Source organism: Sulfurimonas sp. hsl 1-7, assembly GCF_030577135.1.
Lineage (GTDB): Bacteria > Campylobacterota > Campylobacteria > Campylobacterales > Sulfurimonadaceae > Sulfurimonas > Sulfurimonas microaerophilus.
In genome coordinates this window covers 1-19393 of the sequence record NZ_JAUIRR010000003.1, presented here as the reverse complement: position 1 = coordinate 19393, position 19393 = coordinate 1, and the positions used below count along the sequence as shown (strand labels likewise).

The 19393-nt window shown below is 35.8% G+C and carries 26 protein-coding genes; 24 read left to right on the top strand and 2 right to left on the bottom strand.

Annotation, left to right across the window (positions count from 1 at the left end):
- Positions 1-2: 2 nt before the first annotated feature.
- A complete protein-coding gene (locus QWY88_RS06690; RefSeq protein WP_304545382.1) occupies positions 3-260 on the bottom strand; it encodes a hypothetical protein in 258 nt (85 codons plus the stop codon).
- 47 nt (positions 261-307) lie between these two features.
- Here QWY88_RS06690 and QWY88_RS06685 point away from each other — a divergent pair, with 47 nt between their 5' ends.
- Genes QWY88_RS06685 through QWY88_RS06670 form a run of 4 tightly spaced genes read left to right on the top strand, consistent with a single transcriptional unit; the run spans position 308 to position 2717 of the window.
- Entirely contained in the window at positions 308-754 is a 447-nt protein-coding gene (locus tag QWY88_RS06685; protein ID WP_304545380.1) for a low molecular weight protein-tyrosine-phosphatase, read from the top strand.
- 13 nt (positions 755-767) lie between these two features.
- The gene (gene cysK, locus QWY88_RS06680) at positions 768-1691 is read left to right on the top strand and encodes a cysteine synthase A (protein WP_304545378.1); all 924 of its coding nucleotides are present in this window, start codon (positions 768-770) and stop codon (positions 1689-1691) included.
- Positions 1684-2262, top strand: a complete 579-nt coding sequence (locus QWY88_RS06675; RefSeq protein WP_304545376.1) for an aminotransferase class IV family protein — start codon at positions 1684-1686, stop codon at positions 2260-2262. Before cysK ends, QWY88_RS06675 begins: the two co-directional genes overlap by 8 nt.
- A gap of 35 nt (positions 2263-2297) precedes the next feature.
- Positions 2298-2717: a hypothetical protein gene (locus tag QWY88_RS06670; protein WP_369811223.1), complete on the top strand. Its 420-nt coding sequence runs from the start codon at positions 2298-2300 to the stop codon at positions 2715-2717.
- A 120-nt stretch (positions 2718-2837) separates the two neighbouring features.
- On the opposite strand, the gene QWY88_RS06665 is transcribed toward QWY88_RS06670, so the two are convergent.
- A complete protein-coding gene (locus tag QWY88_RS06665) occupies positions 2838-3740 on the bottom strand; it encodes a LysR family transcriptional regulator (RefSeq protein ID WP_304545372.1) in 903 nt (300 codons plus the stop codon).
- Between the two features lie 125 nt (positions 3741-3865).
- Here QWY88_RS06665 and QWY88_RS06660 point away from each other — a divergent pair, with 125 nt between their 5' ends.
- The 20 genes from QWY88_RS06660 to rplS all read left to right on the top strand — a co-directional run bounded on the left by QWY88_RS06660 (position 3866) and on the right by rplS (position 18687).
- Positions 3866-5914, top strand: a complete 2049-nt coding sequence (locus QWY88_RS06660; protein WP_304545370.1) for an ATP-dependent helicase — start codon at positions 3866-3868, stop codon at positions 5912-5914.
- Positions 5911-6732 (top strand): tRNA pseudouridine(55) synthase TruB, encoded by an 822-nt coding sequence (truB, locus tag QWY88_RS06655; protein ID WP_304545368.1) that lies wholly within the window; start codon positions 5911-5913, stop codon positions 6730-6732. Before QWY88_RS06660 ends, truB begins: the two co-directional genes overlap by 4 nt.
- On the top strand, positions 6726-6956 hold the full coding sequence (csrA, locus tag QWY88_RS06650; RefSeq protein WP_304545366.1) for a carbon storage regulator CsrA: 231 nt from the start codon (positions 6726-6728) through the stop codon (positions 6954-6956). Before truB ends, csrA begins: the two co-directional genes overlap by 7 nt.
- Positions 6957-6958: 2 nt before the next feature.
- Positions 6959-7765 (top strand): 4-(cytidine 5'-diphospho)-2-C-methyl-D-erythritol kinase, encoded by an 807-nt coding sequence (locus QWY88_RS06645; RefSeq protein WP_304545363.1) that lies wholly within the window; start codon positions 6959-6961, stop codon positions 7763-7765.
- On the top strand, positions 7765-8217 hold the full coding sequence (gene smpB / locus QWY88_RS06640; RefSeq protein ID WP_304545361.1) for an SsrA-binding protein SmpB: 453 nt from the start codon (positions 7765-7767) through the stop codon (positions 8215-8217). Before QWY88_RS06645 ends, smpB begins: the two co-directional genes overlap by 1 nt.
- Positions 8217-9086 carry a peptidoglycan metallopeptidase Pgp3 gene (gene pgp3 / locus QWY88_RS06635; protein WP_304545358.1) on the top strand — a complete coding sequence of 290 codons (870 nt, stop codon included), beginning with the start codon at positions 8217-8219 and terminating at the stop codon, positions 9084-9086. The genes smpB and pgp3 overlap by 1 nt, the downstream gene beginning before the upstream one ends.
- Complete coding sequence (locus tag QWY88_RS06630) at positions 9083-9646, top strand: tetratricopeptide repeat protein (RefSeq protein WP_304545356.1); 564 nt, start codon at positions 9083-9085, stop codon at positions 9644-9646. The genes pgp3 and QWY88_RS06630 overlap by 4 nt, the downstream gene beginning before the upstream one ends.
- A complete protein-coding gene (locus QWY88_RS06625; RefSeq protein WP_304545354.1) occupies positions 9643-10365 on the top strand; it encodes a Nif3-like dinuclear metal center hexameric protein in 723 nt (240 codons plus the stop codon). The genes QWY88_RS06630 and QWY88_RS06625 overlap by 4 nt, the downstream gene beginning before the upstream one ends.
- A 48-nt stretch (positions 10366-10413) precedes the next feature.
- Positions 10414-11127 carry a zinc ribbon domain-containing protein gene (locus QWY88_RS06620; RefSeq protein WP_304545352.1) on the top strand — a complete coding sequence of 238 codons (714 nt, stop codon included), beginning with the start codon at positions 10414-10416 and terminating at the stop codon, positions 11125-11127.
- 3 nt (positions 11128-11130) lie between these two features.
- The gene (gene waaA, locus QWY88_RS06615; protein ID WP_304545349.1) at positions 11131-12306 is read left to right on the top strand and encodes a lipid IV(A) 3-deoxy-D-manno-octulosonic acid transferase; all 1176 of its coding nucleotides are present in this window, start codon (positions 11131-11133) and stop codon (positions 12304-12306) included.
- On the top strand, positions 12296-13030 hold the full coding sequence (locus QWY88_RS06610) for an RluA family pseudouridine synthase (protein ID WP_304545347.1): 735 nt from the start codon (positions 12296-12298) through the stop codon (positions 13028-13030). The genes waaA and QWY88_RS06610 overlap by 11 nt, the downstream gene beginning before the upstream one ends.
- The gene (locus QWY88_RS06605; protein ID WP_369811222.1) at positions 13023-13967 is read left to right on the top strand and encodes a DUF429 domain-containing protein; all 945 of its coding nucleotides are present in this window, start codon (positions 13023-13025) and stop codon (positions 13965-13967) included. The genes QWY88_RS06610 and QWY88_RS06605 overlap by 8 nt, the downstream gene beginning before the upstream one ends.
- A complete protein-coding gene (locus tag QWY88_RS06595) occupies positions 13960-14412 on the top strand; it encodes a YaiI/YqxD family protein (RefSeq protein WP_304545345.1) in 453 nt (150 codons plus the stop codon). The genes QWY88_RS06605 and QWY88_RS06595 overlap by 8 nt, the downstream gene beginning before the upstream one ends.
- A complete protein-coding gene (locus tag QWY88_RS06590) occupies positions 14409-14924 on the top strand; it encodes a YgjP-like metallopeptidase domain-containing protein (RefSeq protein ID WP_304545343.1) in 516 nt (171 codons plus the stop codon). Before QWY88_RS06595 ends, QWY88_RS06590 begins: the two co-directional genes overlap by 4 nt.
- Before the next feature lie 100 nt (positions 14925-15024).
- The gene (gene ffh / locus QWY88_RS06585) at positions 15025-16380 is read left to right on the top strand and encodes a signal recognition particle protein (RefSeq protein WP_304545341.1); all 1356 of its coding nucleotides are present in this window, start codon (positions 15025-15027) and stop codon (positions 16378-16380) included.
- 261 nt (positions 16381-16641) lie between these two features.
- Complete coding sequence (gene rpsP / locus QWY88_RS06580; RefSeq protein ID WP_193113209.1) at positions 16642-16869, top strand: 30S ribosomal protein S16; 228 nt, start codon at positions 16642-16644, stop codon at positions 16867-16869.
- A gap of 2 nt (positions 16870-16871) precedes the next feature.
- Positions 16872-17111: a KH domain-containing protein gene (locus tag QWY88_RS06575; RefSeq protein WP_304545338.1), complete on the top strand. Its 240-nt coding sequence runs from the start codon at positions 16872-16874 to the stop codon at positions 17109-17111.
- Positions 17104-17634 (top strand): ribosome maturation factor RimM, encoded by a 531-nt coding sequence (rimM, locus tag QWY88_RS06570; RefSeq protein WP_304545336.1) that lies wholly within the window; start codon positions 17104-17106, stop codon positions 17632-17634. Before QWY88_RS06575 ends, rimM begins: the two co-directional genes overlap by 8 nt.
- The gene (gene trmD / locus QWY88_RS06565) at positions 17634-18338 is read left to right on the top strand and encodes a tRNA (guanosine(37)-N1)-methyltransferase TrmD (protein ID WP_304545334.1); all 705 of its coding nucleotides are present in this window, start codon (positions 17634-17636) and stop codon (positions 18336-18338) included. The genes rimM and trmD overlap by 1 nt, the downstream gene beginning before the upstream one ends.
- Positions 18328-18687, top strand: coding sequence for a 50S ribosomal protein L19 (gene rplS / locus QWY88_RS06560; protein WP_193113205.1), 360 nt, complete (start codon positions 18328-18330; stop codon positions 18685-18687). The genes trmD and rplS overlap by 11 nt, the downstream gene beginning before the upstream one ends.
- The last annotated feature ends 706 nt before the right edge of the window (positions 18688-19393 follow it).

Here is a 19393-nt window from a genome sequence, read left to right as displayed (position 1 = left end):
GATTATATCTCATCATTATTCCAAGCTTCAGCTGCTTGTGCAAGGTTTTCAAAACCATCCATCTTTCCGATAATAAACACTTCATCAAACACATAACAAGTAACTCTAGTATTTGGTTCAAGTAAAAATACTGCATACTCATCGTGAGATTTTGCATTGGTAGAGAGAACTCTCATTCCGTCTACTATATCACCAACCTCTACGATTGTATCGTACTCTACATCAACAAGTTTTTTACCGTCACTATAATATGTCGCCATTAGACTCTCTTTTTTTAGTATAATAATATCAAAAAATAGGTAATTGTATGAATTCAATTATATTTGTATGTTTAGGAAATATTTGCCGTTCACCTTTAGCTGAAGGAATTGCTAGAAAAATTGCAGAGGAAAAGAACTTGAATATAAATATTGACTCTGCAGGAACGGGTGACTGGCATCTTGGTGAAGCACCATGTGAGAACTCGGTAAAAGTGGCACGACAAAACGATGTAGATATCTCATCATACCGTGCAAGAAAAGTGACAAAAAAAGATTTTGACCAATTTGATTTAGTAGTTGCCTTAGATGATAGCAATTACAGTGATTTACAACGCATGGGAGCTACAAATCTTGTCAAACTAGGGGAGTTTGGTTATGATGGTGCAGATGTACCCGATCCATACTTCTTTAACGGCTTTGAAGGTTTTTTAGAGGTGTATAAGATGGTTGATATTTGTGTGAATAACATTTTTAAGATAAAATTTGAAAACTAAGAGGATATAAGAGATGAAAATAGCAAAAAACATTACGGAATTAGTTGGAAATACTCCACTTGTAAGGATCAATACAGCATCACAACTCTCAGGTGCAAATATTATCGGTAAATGTGAATTTATGAATCCTACAAGTTCTGTAAAAGATAGAATCGGGATGAATATGATCCGTCGCGGAATTGAGAGTGGTGTGATAAAAGATGATACTACGATCATAGAACCAACAAGTGGGAATACAGGGATTGCTCTTGCAGCAAACTGTGCAGCATTGGGATTAAAGTTGATTCTAACTATGCCAGATTCTATGAGTGTTGAGCGCCGTAACCTTTTAAAAGCATTAGGAGCTGAGCTTGTTTTAACACCGGCAGCTAAAGGGATGAAAGGCTCGATTGCTAAAGCTGAAGAGTTAAAAGCACTTACACATAACTCTATCATCTTACAACAGTTTCAAAACCCGACAAATCCTGAGATCCATACATTGACAACTGCACGTGAAATTTTAGCCGATACTGATGGAGAGTTAGATGCATTTGTAGCTGGTGTGGGTACGGGTGGAACTATTACTGGGACTTCAAAAGTTTTAAAAGAGGAAGTGCAAAATATAGCTATATTCGCGGTAGAGCCTGAAGCTAGTGCCATATTATCGGGCGAAGCACCATCTCCACACAAAATTCAAGGGATAGGTGCAGGTTTTGTACCTGATATCTTAGATACATCTGTATATGGTGAAGTGATAAAAGTAAGCAATGAAGATGCTCTTGAAACTGCTAGAATGCTTGCAAAAAAAGAGGGACTTTTAGTTGGGATCTCAAGCGGTGCAAATGTATATGCTGCTATGCAAGTTGGTAAGCGTCCTGAATTTCAAGGAAAAACTATTGTAACTATTCTATGTGATACAGGAGAGAGATACCTCTCAACAGAGCTTTTTAGTGAATAAACAATACCTCGAAACCATAAAGATTCTTGATCGAAAAGTTTATAATTTAGATTATCATCAAGCTCGGGTTGATAGAACAATAGGGGAGGGGAAACTAGATCTATTCTCCCTTATTAAACCCGAAGAATCGGGTTTATTACGATGCCGAATCCTCTACGATCAAGATAATGCCTCAATAGAATACATCCCTTATGAAAAACGTGAGATAAAAAAGCTCAAATTAGTTTTTGACGATACAATCGAGTACAGTAAAAAGTATGGAGACAGGGAACATATCAACAAACTATTTGAGCAAAGAGAAGAGTGTGATGATGTTTTAATTGTTAAAGATGGACTCGTAACTGATACTTCTATTGCTAATATCGCTTTTTTTGATGGAGATATCTGGCTGACTCCAAAACAACCTTTGCTAGAAGGTACTATGCGTGCCAAGCTGCTTGATGAGAAGAAAATATTTGCTACATATATCTCATATAAAGATATTTCAAAGTTTCAAAAAATAGCTCTTATGAACGCTATGATAGATTTTGATATAATTACGTCAGATAATTTAGAGGATACAATTTGTTAGATAATTTGATACAAGATAAAGATTTTACGAACTTAATGAAAAAAAACATACAAGAGTTAATCGTTTTATTCTTTGAAAAAGAGCAAAACTTTGGGATTCTGTGTAAAATTGAAGATGTAAGTTTTAATCCTCCTCTACCTGAAGAGATTAGTGCTGAGTTCCGCCCCTTAACACTTTTTTTCCTTGCCGGATATACGTTTGAGAGTGCGAGAATAGAAGATAACTATCTGCTGTTTGAAGCGGGTTTTGGAAGCGAAAATTTTGGAAGTGTTGTAAGTGTACCGTTACTCAGTATTTTACAAGTTATTATAGATGAAACACCGGTATTTATTAATCTTGCTATTGAATCGGAAAAGTCTCAAGAGGTAAAAGCTGATGAGATTGATGAAGAGGGGTTAGAGAACTCAATGGCTACATTTTTATCGAATCCAGAAAACTCCAAGTTTATCAAGTAAACTTGAGAGTTTTCTGTGGGGCAAACCTCCGCGACGAGCAAACTTTTCAAAGAAAAGTTTAGCCGGAGTGGAAAAAGGGTTTGCTCTACAAGTAAACTAAGTGTTTTTTATAGTATAACCCTACACTCTATGAAGAGATAAAAGATAGTTTACAACGTTGTCAACAAAGGCATCGTGTTTTCTCTCTTTTGAGTATGCGATATAAAATTCTCTTGTAATTTTATGGTTTTTAAGACGCCCTTCATAAAGAGTCCCTTTTTCAAGTTCGTTTTTAATAACGTGTTTTGACATGATTGATACTATCGGTCTTTCCGCATTTTTATCAGCATTCATGATAGTCTCTTTAATTGCAGTCGGACTCCCTAATACACCTAAAACATTGAAGTTGTTACACTGAACACCCATCTCTTCAAATACTTCACTTGTAAGTTTTCTTGTATGAGATTCTTCATTTCTACAGATCCAGTCGAATTCTAATAGATCATCAGCACTTAGGTGTTTTTTAATAGGTTGGTTTGAGAATACTACCAGCTCATCTTCAACCCACTCTCTATAGATGATTCCATCTTTAAATACAGGCGATTCAATCAGTGCAACATCAATTTTTTTATCTTCAAGTTGTTCGATGATATTGCATGAGAGATCAACATTCATAAATACTTCGTTATCGATTCTCTTTTTAATTTCACCAAGATAGTTTGGAAGGATGTAGTTTCCGATCGCGAAAGATGCACCCATAACAAATGTAAACTCTTTGTTAATAATTTTTAAAAGATCTTTTTCAGAGTTTTGAATAGCTTTTTCTAATCTTTGAGCAATTCTGTATAGATCTTCACCTTCTTTTGTAAGGATAATTCCATTCTTTTTTCTATCAACGATTTTAGTGTCTAAATAGTCTTCGATAAATTTAATTTGTTGCGTAACAGCAGGTTGAGAGATACCTAGTTTAGCCGATGCTTTTGAAAAACTCTTCTCTTTTATAACCATCAAAAAAGTTTGTAATTTTGCGAAATCTCTTAACATAATAATTCCTATAAGTAATAATAATACTAAAATTATAACTCATTATTATAATTATTGCAATAGCTTTGTAATAATTTTAGCTTTTTTTGTTATAATATTTTTAATTTATAGTTATAGTGGATGAAATGGAAAAGATATTTGAACGATTAAACGAATCGCAAAGTGCTGCTGTTAAACAAACAGAGGGTCCGGTTTTAATTTTAGCGGGTGCAGGAAGTGGAAAAACTACCACAATTGTTTCACGTTTAGCGTATTTGATACAAGCAGTAGGTATCCCTGCATCAAACACACTAACACTTACATTTACAAATAAAGCTGCTCGTGAGATGAAAGAGCGCTCAATGGCAATGATACAAAATGCTGCATACCCACCACTGCTTTGTACTTTCCATAAGTTCGGTCTTCTATTTTTAAAGTTCAATATCCATCTTTTAGGTCGCCAAAACAATTTTGTCGTGATCGATACCGATGATAAAAAGCGTATTATTAAAAAAATAAACTCTGAACTTCCGACTCCGCTGATAGCTTCTGAGATCTCAAGATATAAAAACTCTTTGATGACTCCCGATGATGCTTATAAACAGGCAGAGCTTTTTAACTACAAACAGATTGCTGAAGTATACGGGGAGTATGAGAAATATCTCCATGAGAATAATCTTGTAGATTTTGATGATCTTATAGCACTCACATATAAACTCCTAGACGAGAACCAAGAGTTGGCTGAAGCTACAAGTCAAAAGTATCAGTATATTATGATCGATGAGTATCAAGATACTAATGAGCTGCAACTCAAACTTTTACAAAAACTGTGTATGACACATAACAATATTTGTGTGGTTGGGGATGATGACCAGTCGATCTACGGTTGGCGTGGTGCGCACATCAGAAACATTATGGAATTTGACGAAGATTTTGAAGGGACAAATGTTTTTAAACTGCAAGAGAACTACCGTTCACGCTCACCCATATTAAAAGTTGCCAATGCCCTGATCGAACATAACCGTTCACGTTTGGGCAAAGAGCTGATTGCAACTCGTGGAGAGGGGGAAGAGGTTTCCACTCTTAACTCTCAAGATGAAAATGAGGAAGCAAGAAAAGTAGCTACGGCTATTCAAAAGCTTTTAGATGCCGGAGTAAAAGCAAGCGAGATAGCAATCTTGTATCGTGTGAATGTACTTTCCCGTTCTATTGAAGAGGGGCTAAATCGAGCACGTATCGGCTATAAAGTTGTCGGCGGTGTACGTTTCTACGATCGTGCGGAGATTAAAGACCTTATCTCATACATCCGTGTGATTACAAACCATCACGATGACTTCTCCTTCAAGCGTATAGCAAACAAACCAAAACGTGGTCTTGGAAAAGCGAGTTTAGATAAGATAGAACTCGCAGCGCACCAAAAGGGAAGTTCAATCTATGAGTATATTAAAACGGCAGAGTTAGAAGAGCTTGTAACCCTGGTTAAGAAGAAAAATGCAAATACCCTCAAAGAGTTTATAACAAACCTTGAAAACGTCGCAGCAGTTGCTAAAGATGCTACATATGAGTTTGTAGAAGTACTGGAAGATACTTTCCATCTAAAAGATATTTATGCGGCAATGCCTGATGGACAAGAACGCATTCTTAACATGGATGAGTTCTATGCACTTTTTAGAGACTTTGTGAAAAACCATCCTGAGACCTCTTTAGATGAGTTCTTAAACGAGTTAACGCTTCAAAGTGATCAAGATGAGGTTGAAGGAGACTCTATCTATATGATGAGTATCCATGCTTCAAAAGGGTTAGAGTTTGAACATGTATTTGTAATCGGTATGGAAGAGGGCTTCTTACCGCTTGTAGGTGACGGAAGTGACCTAGAAGAAGAGCGTCGCCTTGGGTATGTTGCTTTTACACGTGCAAAAGAGACTCTGACGCTCTCTCATGCGGGAAGCAGATTTTACAAGGGGCGAAGAAGTGACCTTGCTAAGAGTAGATTTTTTAACGAAGCGGGGCTTTGCGAGGGCTCGCTTAAGCTAGAGAAAAATACGGCGTACAAAAAAGGTGATCTTGTTCGTCATAAGATCTTCGGAACAGGGCGTGTGCTTGGGGTGAGTAAATCGGGTCGTGAATTTAAACTCAACATCAATTTTGCAGGAAGTAAAAGGGAGATCCTTGCATCTTTCGTAGAGAAACTATGAATCGTTTATTTGTAGCGTATAAACCTGCAGGGATAGGTTCAAATCTTTTCCTCTCAAAACTAAAAAGAAAATATCAGGTAAAAAAAGCAGGCTTCTCCGGTACCTTGGACCCTTTTGCAAAAGGTGTATTGGTGATCGGTTTTGGCTCACATACGAAACTGTTTCGTTTTTTAAACAAAACGCCAAAAACATACCGTGCAACTCTTTGGCTTGGTGCAAAAAGTGATTCTTTAGATACAGAGATGATCGAAGATGTTAAAATATTAAACGAGTTCAAGCAAGAAGATATTTTAGCAGCGGTAAAATCTTTAGAGGGTGAGTTAGAGTATGAGCCCCCTATCTTTAGTGCAAAAAAGATAGACGGACAGCGTGCATATGATCTGGCTCGTGCAGGTAAAGAGGTGGTTTTAAACAAGATTCACTCTACAATATATGAGATGAAACTGCTTCACTACTGCCACCCTTTTGTTACATTTGAAGCTACGGTAAGTGAGGGGACATATATTCGTTCACTCGGTCTTTTAATCGCAAAGAAGCTTGGGCTTGAAGCGGGAAGTTTAAGTGCGTTAGAAAGATTGTGCGAAGGGCAGTTTGTTTATGAAGATGAACAAGCTTTGGATATAAAGAGCTCTTTAAATATACCTCAAAACTATTACCTCGGTGATCAAGAGAATGTGAAGTATGGAAGAGTTCTTGCTTTAGAAGATTTAAAAGTGCAAGAAGCGGGAACCTATTTCCTTGATAATGGAGATAACATCTCGATCATCACAATAGAAGATGGTTCAGTAACATATGAATTAGGGAGAATAGCATGTTAGTTTTAGCAAGAAAAGTGGATGAATCGATCGTAATCGGAGACAATATAGTCGTAAAAGTTGTTGCTGTTGAAAACGGCGTAGTAAAACTTGGAATTGATGCTCCAAAAGATGTTGCAATACTAAGAGATGAACTAGCACGTGAAGTAGCTCTTAGCAATAAAGCCGCTTTGTATAAAAGTGATGAAGATGAACTCAAATCTTTAGGAAAACTCCTAGGAAAATAGAGATGAAAAAATATAAAGCATATGCTAAAGTAAATATTTTTCTGAAAATTACAGGCAAAAGAGATAACTATCACGAGATTATTTCCCGTTTTATGCGTGTAGACACTCTTTATGACGAACTTTCGTTTATCTCAAAATCTGAACTTGATGCAAAGATGAACGAGTTTAAAATTATAGGTGATTTTGAGTGTGATACTACACAAAATACTATCTATAAAGCATATGTTGCACTCAAAGAGTACACAAAATCATCCTCACTCGAAAACTTGATGCAGACCCATGCTATTAAAGTAGAGAAGAATATCCCAGCTTTTGCAGGTTTAGGCGGTGGCAGCAGTGATGCCGCAACATACTTAAAGATGTGTAACGGTGTCTTAGACTTAGGTCTGAGTTTGAATGAGTTAGCAACCATAGGATTAAAGGTTGGTGCAGATGTGCCGTTTTTTATCTATGGGTATGACAGTGCAAACGTAGGCGGTATCGGTGAGATCGTTGAGCCTTTTGAAGAGAAGTTACTAAAGTTTGATGTGTATACTCCAGATGTAAAGATATCTACGCCTAAGGTATATACCGCTTACAGAGATAATTTTTACGAGCCGATTGACGGTTTTGAGGTACAAAAGCTCAAAGATATGAAATCTGAGCAGGTTTTACAAACTATGAAAGCACAAGAGGCAAATGACCTTTTTGCTCCGGCATTACAAGAGTATCCGGAATTAAAACAATATTACAGACAAGGCTACTTTTTCAGTGGAAGCGGTAGCAGCTTTTTCAAAATAAAAGAAGTAAACTCAGGAGAAGGAAAATAATGGGCGAGACGATCGCAAAAAACAAAAAAGCTTATCATGACTATTTTATAGAAGAGAAGTTTGAAGCGGGGCTTGTTCTATCCGGCAGTGAAGTAAAGGGTATTCGTGCCGGGCGTGTGAACTTGAAAGATAGTTTTGTCCGGTTTGTAAAAGATGAGGCATTTTTATTTAATGCCCATATAGGCAGACTTGATACTACTCACCAGTTCTATGGACATGAAGAGCGAGGGACTCGTAAACTTCTCCTCCATAAAAAAGAGTTGGCAAAACTTCAAAAAGCGATTGAACGTGACGGTTATACGGTTGTACCTTTACAGCTTTATTTTAATGCAAAAAATATTGTTAAGCTGCAAATAGCACTTGCAAAAGGGAAACAACTTCACGATAAGCGTCACGATCTTAAAGAGAAAGATCAAAAAAGAGATATAGCTCGAGCAATGAAGGATTATTAATGCGATTATTACTATTTTTAACACTATTTTTTATCAATCTGTTCGCTATTCATGTGCGCACTATTGACAATGAGATTGAAAATGGTAAAACAGCACTTATTACTTTTGCGAAGCAAGAGGGGATTAAGTATGAGAGTGTGACTTTTGGAAAGAAAGAGTTCCCTATTATCAACTCCCCTTTAGACAAAGAGAGTTATTTTGTTCTTTTGCCTGTAAGTTATTATGAAAAGGCAGAATCCAAAGAGTTTTACGTGAACTATCTTCAAGGCAAAGAGCGTGCGTCAAAACTTCTCTTTTTAGATGTGCGAACAGGTATCTATAAACATGAAGAGATACTTGTAGATAGTTCAAAAGTAAATCCAAAATCAAAACTGGTACAAAGAAGAGTCGCAAAAGAGTACAATCAGGCGATGAAAATTTACAATACCGTAACACCTAAACTTTATATATCGAAACCTTTTGATATGCCCCTAGAGAGTAAAATAACATCAGATTTCGGAAAAGCCAGAATCTATAACGGCTCGCTCAAAGGGTACCACAGCGGGACAGATTTCCGTGCAAAAGTTGGGACACCGATTAAAGCGAGTAATGACGGTAAAGTTGTACTTGTCGCAAAAAGGTTTTACTCAGGCGGTACGATACTCATTGATCACGGATATGGGATATATACCTGTTACTTTCATATGAGCAAGTTTGATGTTAAAGAGGGGGAGCTGGTACAAAAAGGGCAGGTGATAGGTCTAAGTGGGCAAAGTGGCAGAGTAACAGGGCCGCATCTCCATTTTTCAGCACGTATTAACGGTATACAAGTTGATCCTCTGCAACTTATCTCATTACTAAATACACAAATTTTAAAGGATAACAATTGACTTTTTTTCAACTATTAATGCTCGGGGCTTCGGCGTTTTTTGCATTTAAAATTTACGAACATATTCAAACACTTAAAGATGATGAAGATGATATACAGCATACAGAAACAGACAAAATAGAATCGTTAATCTCTCAGGCAGATGATGAGATGCAAAACGGTGATTTTCAAAAAGCACTGGCTATCTACAGCGAGGCTAATTACAAACTGCCAAACAATGCCGAGATACTTTTTAAAATGGGTTTTGCTTTAATGCAGCAAGACAGAGTTGATGAAGCGATTGAGTACTATCAAGATACATTAAAACTTGATGATAATTCTCCTGCTATCCATCAGGCACTCGCTTCGGCATATAGAACACAAGGAAATTTTGAAAAAGCAAAGTATCATCTTGATTCATCATTACTTATTAATGATAAAAATCCGATCACTTACTACAACTACGGAAATTTACTTGTTGATATGAAAGAGTTTGAAGATGCTAAAGAGATGTATCAACAAGCATTAGAATTAGACAGTGATTTTAAAGAGGCAAAAGAGGAACTGGAGAAAATATCATGAAAGTTTTAGAGATCTACGACTTTTTAAATCAGCTCTCCCCATTTGAACTTCAAGAGTCTTGGGATAATTCTGGTCTTTTGGTAGGGGATTTTAATCATGACATAAAAACGGTAGCTCTAAGCATAGATGTAGATGAGGCTCTGATCGATTCATTGGAAGAAAATACTCTACTGATTACGCATCATCCGATCATCTTCGGAGGACTCAAGCAGCTTGAATTTAGTAAATACCCCGCAAACTTGATCCAAAAAATGATCCAAAAAAATATCTCAAATATTGCTATGCATACAAACTTTGATCAGACACATCTTAATGAGTATGTAGCAACTGAGATTTTAGGATACGAGATCAAAGAGAAAGACGGTTTTGTAGCGTATTTAGAGGTAAATGAAGATTTTGATACATTTGCTAAAAAAATATCTTCTGCTTTAGGGTTGAAGTTTGCAAAATGTGTGAAGTGCTTAGATGAGGTAAAAACAGCAGCTCTAACAACCGGTTCGGGATGTTCATTGATGAGAAGTTTACATGCAGATTGTTTTTTAACGGGTGATGTAAAATATCATGATGCGATGGAAGCAAAAAGTATAAATTTATCACTTATTGACATTGGACATTATGAAAGTGAACACTTTTTTGCAGAAATTTTAGCGAAACATTTGAAAAATTTAGGTTTAAAAGTTATAATTGCGTCATCAGAAAATCCATTTACATATATTTAAGTATGTTTTTAGAAAAAATGGTAGAAGTAAAACTCCTAAAGGACCCCAATGAATAAGCACCTTAAACAACTTATCGACCTTTCAATAGTGGACAAAGAGATCGATGCGTTTGAGCCTCAGATAGAAGAAGCTAACTATATGTATGAAGCTGCACTTGCAAAAACTAGCAGCATAGAATCTGATATTGAAAACTTAACAACTGAGATAAAAGAGGAAGAAGTAAAAAAATCGAAAAATGAACTTCACCTCGCTGAACTTTCGGCAAAACTTGAAGAAAATGCTAAAAAAGCGGCAGAAGTAAAAACTGAGCGTGAGATGAAATCACTTCAACTAGAAGAGGAGATTGCAAAAGAGCAAATCACTTTCGCAAATGAAGAGATTGAACGTTTAGAAAAAATTATCGAGATGAAAAAAGAGCAGATCGAATCATCAAAATCTAGCTTAGAAGAGTTAAACGCTTCTTTAGAAAATGTAAAAGCTGAAGTTGATGGAAAACTTGAAAAAATCAATACTGATCGTCAAGAAGTTTTCAAGAAAAAAGAGAAACTGCTTTCAGAGATAAACCAAAAAGGTTTAGCTTTCTATCAAAAAATTCGTCGTTGGGCAAAAAATACAACAGTAGTTCCTGTAGAAGAACAAGCATGTATGGGTTGTCACATGGTAATAGGGGATAAAGTATACTCTGACGTAATTCGTGGAGAAGATATTACTACATGTCCACACTGTGGTCGTATCCTTTACGTGAAAGCTAGCGAAGAGTAGGCTTTGCCGTTTACTCTTTTTTACTACATCTTAGGTGTAGTGCTATATATCATAGCACTGCCACTTCTTTTTGTTTTATCTTTTAAATACAAGTATAAAGAATCTATTCCTGCTCGTTTTTTTCTTTTTAAAAATCCTAGTTTTAACTCTCTTAACAAGATCTGGTTTCATGTATGTTCTCTCGGTGAAGCAAGAGCATTAAAGCCGATTTTACAAGAGCTTGATCAAGAAGTTTGTATCACTACAATTACCCATACGGGTCAAGAGGAAGCAAAAAAGTACAATGCGGAGGTAAGATACTTGCCTTATGAGATATTTTTACCGTTTTGGATAAAAAAACAAAAAGTTCTAGTGGTTTTAGAAGCGGAATTTTGGTACCTTTTATTTGTGATAGCATTTAACAGGGGTGCAAAGATTATACTTTTAAACGGAAGAATCTCAGATAAAAGTGTAAAAAGTTACCTGCAGTTTGCTTGGTTTTACAAAAAGATGCTCTCCCGTGTAGAGATTATCTATGCACAAAGTGAAGTGGATAAAAACAGATTTTTGGCTTTGGGTGCTAAAAAAATAGAAGTAGTAGGCAATATCAAACTAGCAGGTGAGATAACAAGTACTAAAGAGTATACTAAACCGGAATGTGAAGTGATAGTGGGTGGAAGTACCCACCCTACAGAAGAGGAAAGCATACTGGAAGCTTTTGTCGAGTATCGTAAAACAAATGATGCGAAGCTTATTGTTGTTCCTCGTCATCCTGAACGCTTTGAGAGTGTATATAAACTGATGGAAGAGTATGCTCAAAAGCATAATTTTTCTCTAGAGAGATTTTCTGAGACACAAAATTTTAGTAGTGATATGATCCTAGTCGATAAGATGGGGGAGTTAAACAATATCTACGCTGTAAGTGATATTGCCGTTTTAGGTGGTGCATTTAGAAAAGACGTAGGTGGACATAACCCGCTTGAACCGGCACACTTTGGATGTAAAATCATTACCGGAAAACATTTTTTTCATCAAAAAGAGCTTTTTAAATATGTACATCATGTACAGTATGTAGAGAGTGATGAAATTTTAAAAGCACTTCAAAATGCAAGTGAGCTTCCCCCATCAATGGTTGAGGAAAAGATAGATTTGCAAAAAGTTATAGAAAAAATAAAGGAAATAAAAAACGATGGCAACTGAAAAAGCATATAAACTCGTAGCACAGCAAGAGGGGATTTCAAATTCTCAAGCCAAGTCAATGATCGATCGCGGACTTGTTTATGTGGGCAATAAAAAAGTTATGATTGCTCGTGGTGAGATTGATGTTAAAACAATTTTTCGTATAGAGAAAGTTGAAAAGCCGAAAATTATCTTTGAAAATGATGATATTGTGGTTGTTGATAAACCTGCATATGTAAACTCTGATGAGTTAGAGCGTCAGTTTAAAGGGGCAAGACTGCTTCATAGACTTGACCGTGAAACAAGCGGCGTATTGATGCTTGTAAAAAATGAAGAGTTTCGTGAAAAAGCGATCAAAGAGTTTGCACAGGATAAAGTATATAAAGAGTACATTGCTTGGTTAGAGGGAACTTTGGCTGAACCGGTAACTGTTGATAAGCCGATCATGACGCAAAAGAAAAACAACAAAGCTTACTCAAATGTTTCAGGAAAAGGAAAACCTGCAATTACAGAGTTTTATCCTGAAGAGGTAAGTGCGAAAAAAACAAAAGCAAAAGTTATCATCCATCACGGACGTACCCACCAGATTCGTGTACATGCCAGATATATTGAACATTCAATTATCGGTGATGAGCAATACGGCGGTCGTCGTGCAAAAAGGGTAATGCTGCATGCTCATAAAGTAAGACTACTCGGTATGGAGTTTGTATCTCCAGAACCTAAGGCTTTTATCCACTTTGAATAGCATTTATATAGGGATTGACCTTGCCTGGGGAGAGAAAAATCTCTCCGGATTTTGTGTCGCAAAACCTGAGGGAAAAAAACTTAAAATTTTAGAGCTGAAACTCTTAAAGTCGATCGATGAGATAGTTCAACAGATTTTACAATATAAAGATCATAAAATATACGTCGGTGTAGATGCCCCGCTTGTTGTTCCAAATGAAACCGGGAACCGAGAGATCGAAAAAAACTTCAACAAAGATTTTGCAAAGTATAAAATCTCAATGCTCCCTGCAAACAAAAAACTCCTTAGTAAATACTCTCCAAAGATTAGAAGCATAGAACTTTTTGAAAAGTTACGTGAAGAGGGTTTTGATAGAGATTACGGCAGTGAGAAAGTGATTTACGAAGTATATACACATTCCACAATTGCTATATGCTTTCATAACCACCAGATATTGCCTTATAAAAGAAAAAAAGGGCGTAGCAGCGAGTTTATCAAAGAGCAGCTAGGTATCTATAAAAAGTACCTTTTTAAAGAGTTCCATTCCCATCCGATCCTAAAGCAAGATGTTGCAGAGTTAAAAGGGCAAAAAGTTAAAGACTTTGAAGATCTTTTGGATTCTATCACCTGTAGTTATGCTATGTGGTATTGCAAATACAACGATGCAAAATTTTATCAAGTAGAGGGTGTAGATACTTTTGTTACTCCGATCAGTAAGTGGAAAGTGTATATGCTCAAATGTAGTGATGACAGTTTATACACCGGTGTAGCAACTGATTTAGAGCGCAGGGTATATGAGCACAACAATTCGCCTAAAGGTGCAAAATATACAAGGGTGAGACGACCGGTTGAGTTGGTTTACTATGAGAATTGTGACGACAGGGTAGATGCGACTAGACGTGAGTATGTGATCAAGCAGTTAAGTCGAAAAGAAAAATTGGAGCTGATTAATGTTTAAAATATATGTAGACGGTGATGCTTTTCCAAATCTGCTTAAGCCTATACTTTTAAAGCAGGTTGAGCGTTTAAAAATTGAAACTATCGTGGTTTCAAATAAAAAGATAAATATAGGCAAATCAAACCTGGTTGAGTATATGATCGTAGATGCAGGCGCAGATGAAGCTGACAATAAAATAGTGGAGATACTACAAGAGGGTGATTTAGTGATTACGGCTGATATTCCGTTAGCTGATCGTGTAATCTCAAAAAATGCCCATGCGATAGATCATAGAGGGGAGTTATATAGTGTCGATAATATTAAACAGTATCTTGCTATGAGAAACTTGATGGAGAAGATTCGCGAGAGTGGAGAGGTCACAAAAGGTCCCAAACCGTTTTCTAGTAAAGATGCCGAACTATTCGCAAATCAGATCAACGCTTTTTTAACAAAATATACAAAATGAAAAAATTAAAATATATAAACCACTATCCTCAAGCTGTACAACAACAAGTTCAAGCTCTAATAGATGCAAACAAGCTTGAGAGCTACTTAACGAATAAATACCCGACACCTCATAGCTATAAAAACGATAAAGCATTGTTCTCATATGTACAAGAGATGAAAAATGAGTATATGAAGAAAACTTCGCCGCTCTCTAAGGCAGTGTATGACGGGAAAATCAATGTCATACATAACGCTTTGGGGACACACCATTTTATATCTCGAGTACAGGGCTCAAAACTCAAAGCAAAAAATGAGATACGAATTGCCTCTCTGTTTAAAAATACACCTGAAGAGTTTTTACAGATGATAGTTGTTCATGAACTTGCTCACTTTAAAGAAAAAGAACACAATAAGCCTTTTTATAAACTGTGTGAACATATGTTTAGCGAGTATCACCAGGTGGAATTTGACCTGCGTCTGTATCTTACACAGCTAGATATAGCCAGTAAAATTGATATTTGGAACAATTAGAGGCTCTTTTTTTCTGACTTTAGAGAATATTTTAATAAAGCAAAGAAAAAGCACTCCTTTGCTATAATCGCGAAAATTAATCCGACGAAGAGGGTAGTTTATGTTTGGTACATTAACAGATAGTTTTACAAGTGCGATAAAAAAGATCCGTTTTCATGATGATGAAAAAGCATTATCAAAAGCGTTAAACGAGCTGAAAAAAAGTTTATTAAAAGCGGATGTTAATCATAAAGTTGTAAAAGAGTTAATCACTAAAGTTGAATACCGTACAAAAGAGAAGGGGATCGGAAAAGATCAATTCCTTGAGGCACTTCGTGAGACATTAACTGATCTACTTGAAGTTGGCGGTAATAAAGGATTTGTATTTGCACCGAATCCTCCTACAACTATTTTAATGACAGGTCTGCAAGGTTCTGGTAAAACAACAACTACGGGTAAGCTTGCAAACTACCTGAAAAACAAAAAGAAAAAAGTACTGATCGTTGCAGCCGACCTGCAGCGTTTAGCGGCGGTTGAACAGTTACGTCAAATTACTGCACAGATCGAAGTAGAGCTTTATGAAGATGAAGCGACTAAAAATCCTGTTGAAGTAGTAAAATCAGCGTTAGAGTATGCAAACTCTAAAATCTTTGATGTTGTTTTAATAGATACGGCAGGTCGTTTAGCTATTGATGATGAGCTAATGCAAGAGCTTGAAAATGTTAAAAAAGTAGCAAACCCTGATGAAATTTTTTACGTAGCAGATTCACTGACTGGTCAAGACGCGGTAAGAACTGCAACTACATTTAAAGAAAAAATCGGTATTGACGGTGTCATCCTTTCAAAATATGACGGTGATTCTAAAGGCGGTGTTGCTCTTGGACTGTCATCTCAAGTAGAAGTTCCACTAAGATTTATCGGTCTTGGTGAGAAGATGGAAGACTTGGAAGTTTTCCTACCTGAGCGTATCGTTAACCGTTTAATGGGTCTTGGAGATATTGAAGGTCTTGCGGAAAAAACTGCAAACGTTATCGATGAGAAACAAGCAAAAAAATTAACGAAAAAGATCCAAAAAGGGAAGTTTAACTTCAACGACTTCATTGAGCAGATGGAATCTATGAAGAAGATGGGTTCAATGAGCTCTATTATGGGAATGATCCCTGGTATGGGCGGTATGAGTAAAGCTATTAAAGATTTTGACTTTGATAACTCATCGGAGCTTAAAAACATTAGAGCTATGGTAAACTCAATGACTCTAAAAGAGAGAGAAGACCCGGATCTTCTTAACAACTCAAGAAAACAAAGAATCGCTACAGGTTGTGGTTTAACAGTTGTTGAAGTGAACCGTATGATCAAGCAGTTTAAAAATGCCGGGAAAATGGCTAAGAAGTTTTCTGGTAAAAACGGTATGAAACAGCTCCAGTCTATGATGGGACAAATGGGTGGTCCTGGTGGATTAGGCGGTATCCCAAGATAGATAACAGATGGAATTTGCTATTTATAAAATATTTAGATATAATTCCAGTTCAAAAAAATTTTCTTAAACAATACCTCTGTGATAAGAAAGTTTGTAACCTATTTACTGGTTAAATGTGTACATCCAACTATAGAGATGATTAAGAGGGAAGACTTACTACAAATGTAATACGGCTTATACGCCAACTTCCCAAATAACTTCATAACTATAACTTGCACAGATTTAACCAGTAATAGGTAAAAATAAAACACAGGAAAACAAATGACAGTAATTAGACTTACTCGTATGGGAAGAAAGAAAAGACCATTTTACCGTATCGCGGTAACTGACAGCCGTAAACGTAGAGATGGTGGTTGGATCGAGTTAATTGGACACTACAATCCAATGAACGAAGAGAAAACTCTAGTAGTTGATAACGAAAGATTAGATTACTGGTTAAGCGTTGGTGCTAAAATGAGTGATCGCGTTAAAAAGATTACTGGTAGATAATCATGATAGCTGAATTTGTCGCACAATTTGCAAAGCTTATAGCTTCAAATCCTGAAGACGTAAGAGTTGAAGTGATTGAAGGCGACGAAGTAACAGAGATAGTTCTTTATGCAAATCAAGCTGATATCGGTAAACTTATCGGTAAAAGCGGGAAGATGATAGGGGCTATTAAAACTGTTATCTCTGGCTGTAAAGCTAAAGATGGTGTGAGTTACAGAATAAATGTCGAACCAATTGAATAAAAAATTATTACATATCGCTACCATAGGTAAAACTGTTGGTATTAAAGGTGATATGAAGTTACATATCCAAAGTGACTTTCCGGAGCAGTTTATCTCAGGAGCAAGTTTTTTTATCAATAAAAACGACAAAATTGTTCTTAGTGAAGTAAATTTAGAAAAAGGGCTTGTTAAGATTAATAATATTAGCAATCCTGAAGATGCAAAAAAGTTTACAAATGCAAAACTTTATACAACTTATGAAGATACCAGAAAAAATTGTCATCTTGAAGATGGCGAATACTTTTGGTTTGACTTAGAAGATTGTGAAGTTTTTGAAGATGGAAAACTTTTAGGTAAAGTGTACGAAGTACAACGTCTGAATATTACAAACTATTTAGTAATTGACACTGATGAGTCATTGGTGAAAGAGGGGTTCTCAAAAAGGTTTTTGGTTCCTTTTATAGAACCGTTTAAAAAGAGTGTGGATATAGATAGCAAAACAATCACTATCAGTGGTGGGATTGATATCTTAGAAGCGTCATAATGACTTTTACTTTTGTAACCCTTTTTTCAAATTTGATTGAGGGTTATTTCGGTGACTCTATCTTAAAAAGAGCAATCGAAAAAGGGATTTTAGATATTAAGTATCTAAACCCTAGAGATTACTCAAAAAATAAACATCTTAAAGTAGATGATACTGCAGTCGGCGGTGGAGCAGGGATGGTAATGAATCCTCAACCACTTTATGACTGTTTGGAAGATTTACAAAAAAAAGATGAAGATGTTCATATAGTTTTTCTAACTCCAGTTGCAAAACCTTTTACGCAGAATGATGCGAAAAGACTTGCAAAAAAATCACATGTAGCGTTTGTGAGTGGGCGCTATGAAGGGATTGATGAGAGGGTAATTGAGAAATATGCTGATGAAGTTTTTAGCATAGGTGACTACATATTAACAGGAGGTGAACTAGCCTCGATGGTAATATGTGATGCCACTGCTAGAAATGTTGAAGGTGTACTTGGAAACAGTGAATCGCTTGAAGTTGAAAGCTTTGAGACTGAATTACTGGAAGCTCCAAGCTTCTCAAAACCACAGACTTATGAGCAAATAAGTGTTCCATCAGAATACTTAAAGGGAAATCATAGTAAAATTCGCTCACTAAAATTCGCCTTGTCTGAAGCAAAGACCAAGTTCTTCAGACCTGAGCAGCTGTTAAAGCATAAAACAAGGAAATCTTATGAGAAATAAGTACATAGAAAACTTTGAAAAAGCACAAATCGCTGACAAAAATATTCCAGATTTTCGTGCTGGTGATACTGTTCGTCTAGCAGTAACTATTAAAGAGGGAGACAAAACTCGTGTTCAAAATTACGAGGGTGTTTGTATCGCAAGACGTGGTCAAGGTACAGGTGAAACTGTAACTGTACGTAAAATTGGTGCTAACGGTGTAGGTATTGAGAGAATTTTCCCAATCTATACTGATTCAATCAATGAAATCACAGTTATTCGTCGCGGTCGTGTTCGTCGTGCGAAACTTTTCTACTTACGTAACCTAGCTGGTAAAGCTGCACGTATTAAAGAGCTTAGAAGAAAATAATTCTTCTAAGTCCCCACTTCATTTAATTCTTCAAATTTTATTTTAAAACTTCAAAACAAATCTTATCTTTAAAAATTAACAAACTAACTTTTACAATATATTCTATATTATTAGAAAATAATTTTAATTTTTCAACATTTACTATAGTAAATAAGAAAATACAGATTATGTAAATGTATCTATATAAGTATGAATCAATTATACATTACTTATAACTCTATATATAACACATGTAATTATTAAACATATATATAGGTTTCTTTATCCTCTCAAAGAAAATCAATATAACCTATTTTATATCTATCAATTAACTAGTAACTTTTTTCTACTAACTTATTACTTCTATATAAATAAGTAGAGTGATTTGGAATTTTAGATACATAATAATTAATAAGTAAGTTTAAAAATTGATTTGTAGTTTATAAAAATAGTACTACAATAAAAACTTCCAACCTTTATTTTACAGTTAAGAGATAATTACTGTATAGATAATTGTTGTAACATAGGGCTATAAAAGGGTAGTTTTGAAGTAGAAAAATGCTTTTTTTACAAAAAAAGAAAAATGTAGAAAAGTTTTTTATATTTTAAGAAAACTGTAAGGAATATTCTCCTATAATTCCCGTCCACAAACGATGAGAGGCCATCGAAAGAGGGTCAGAAGTACTTCGGGTTGAAGCTACTGATTAACGTTTGAGATCATTGAAAA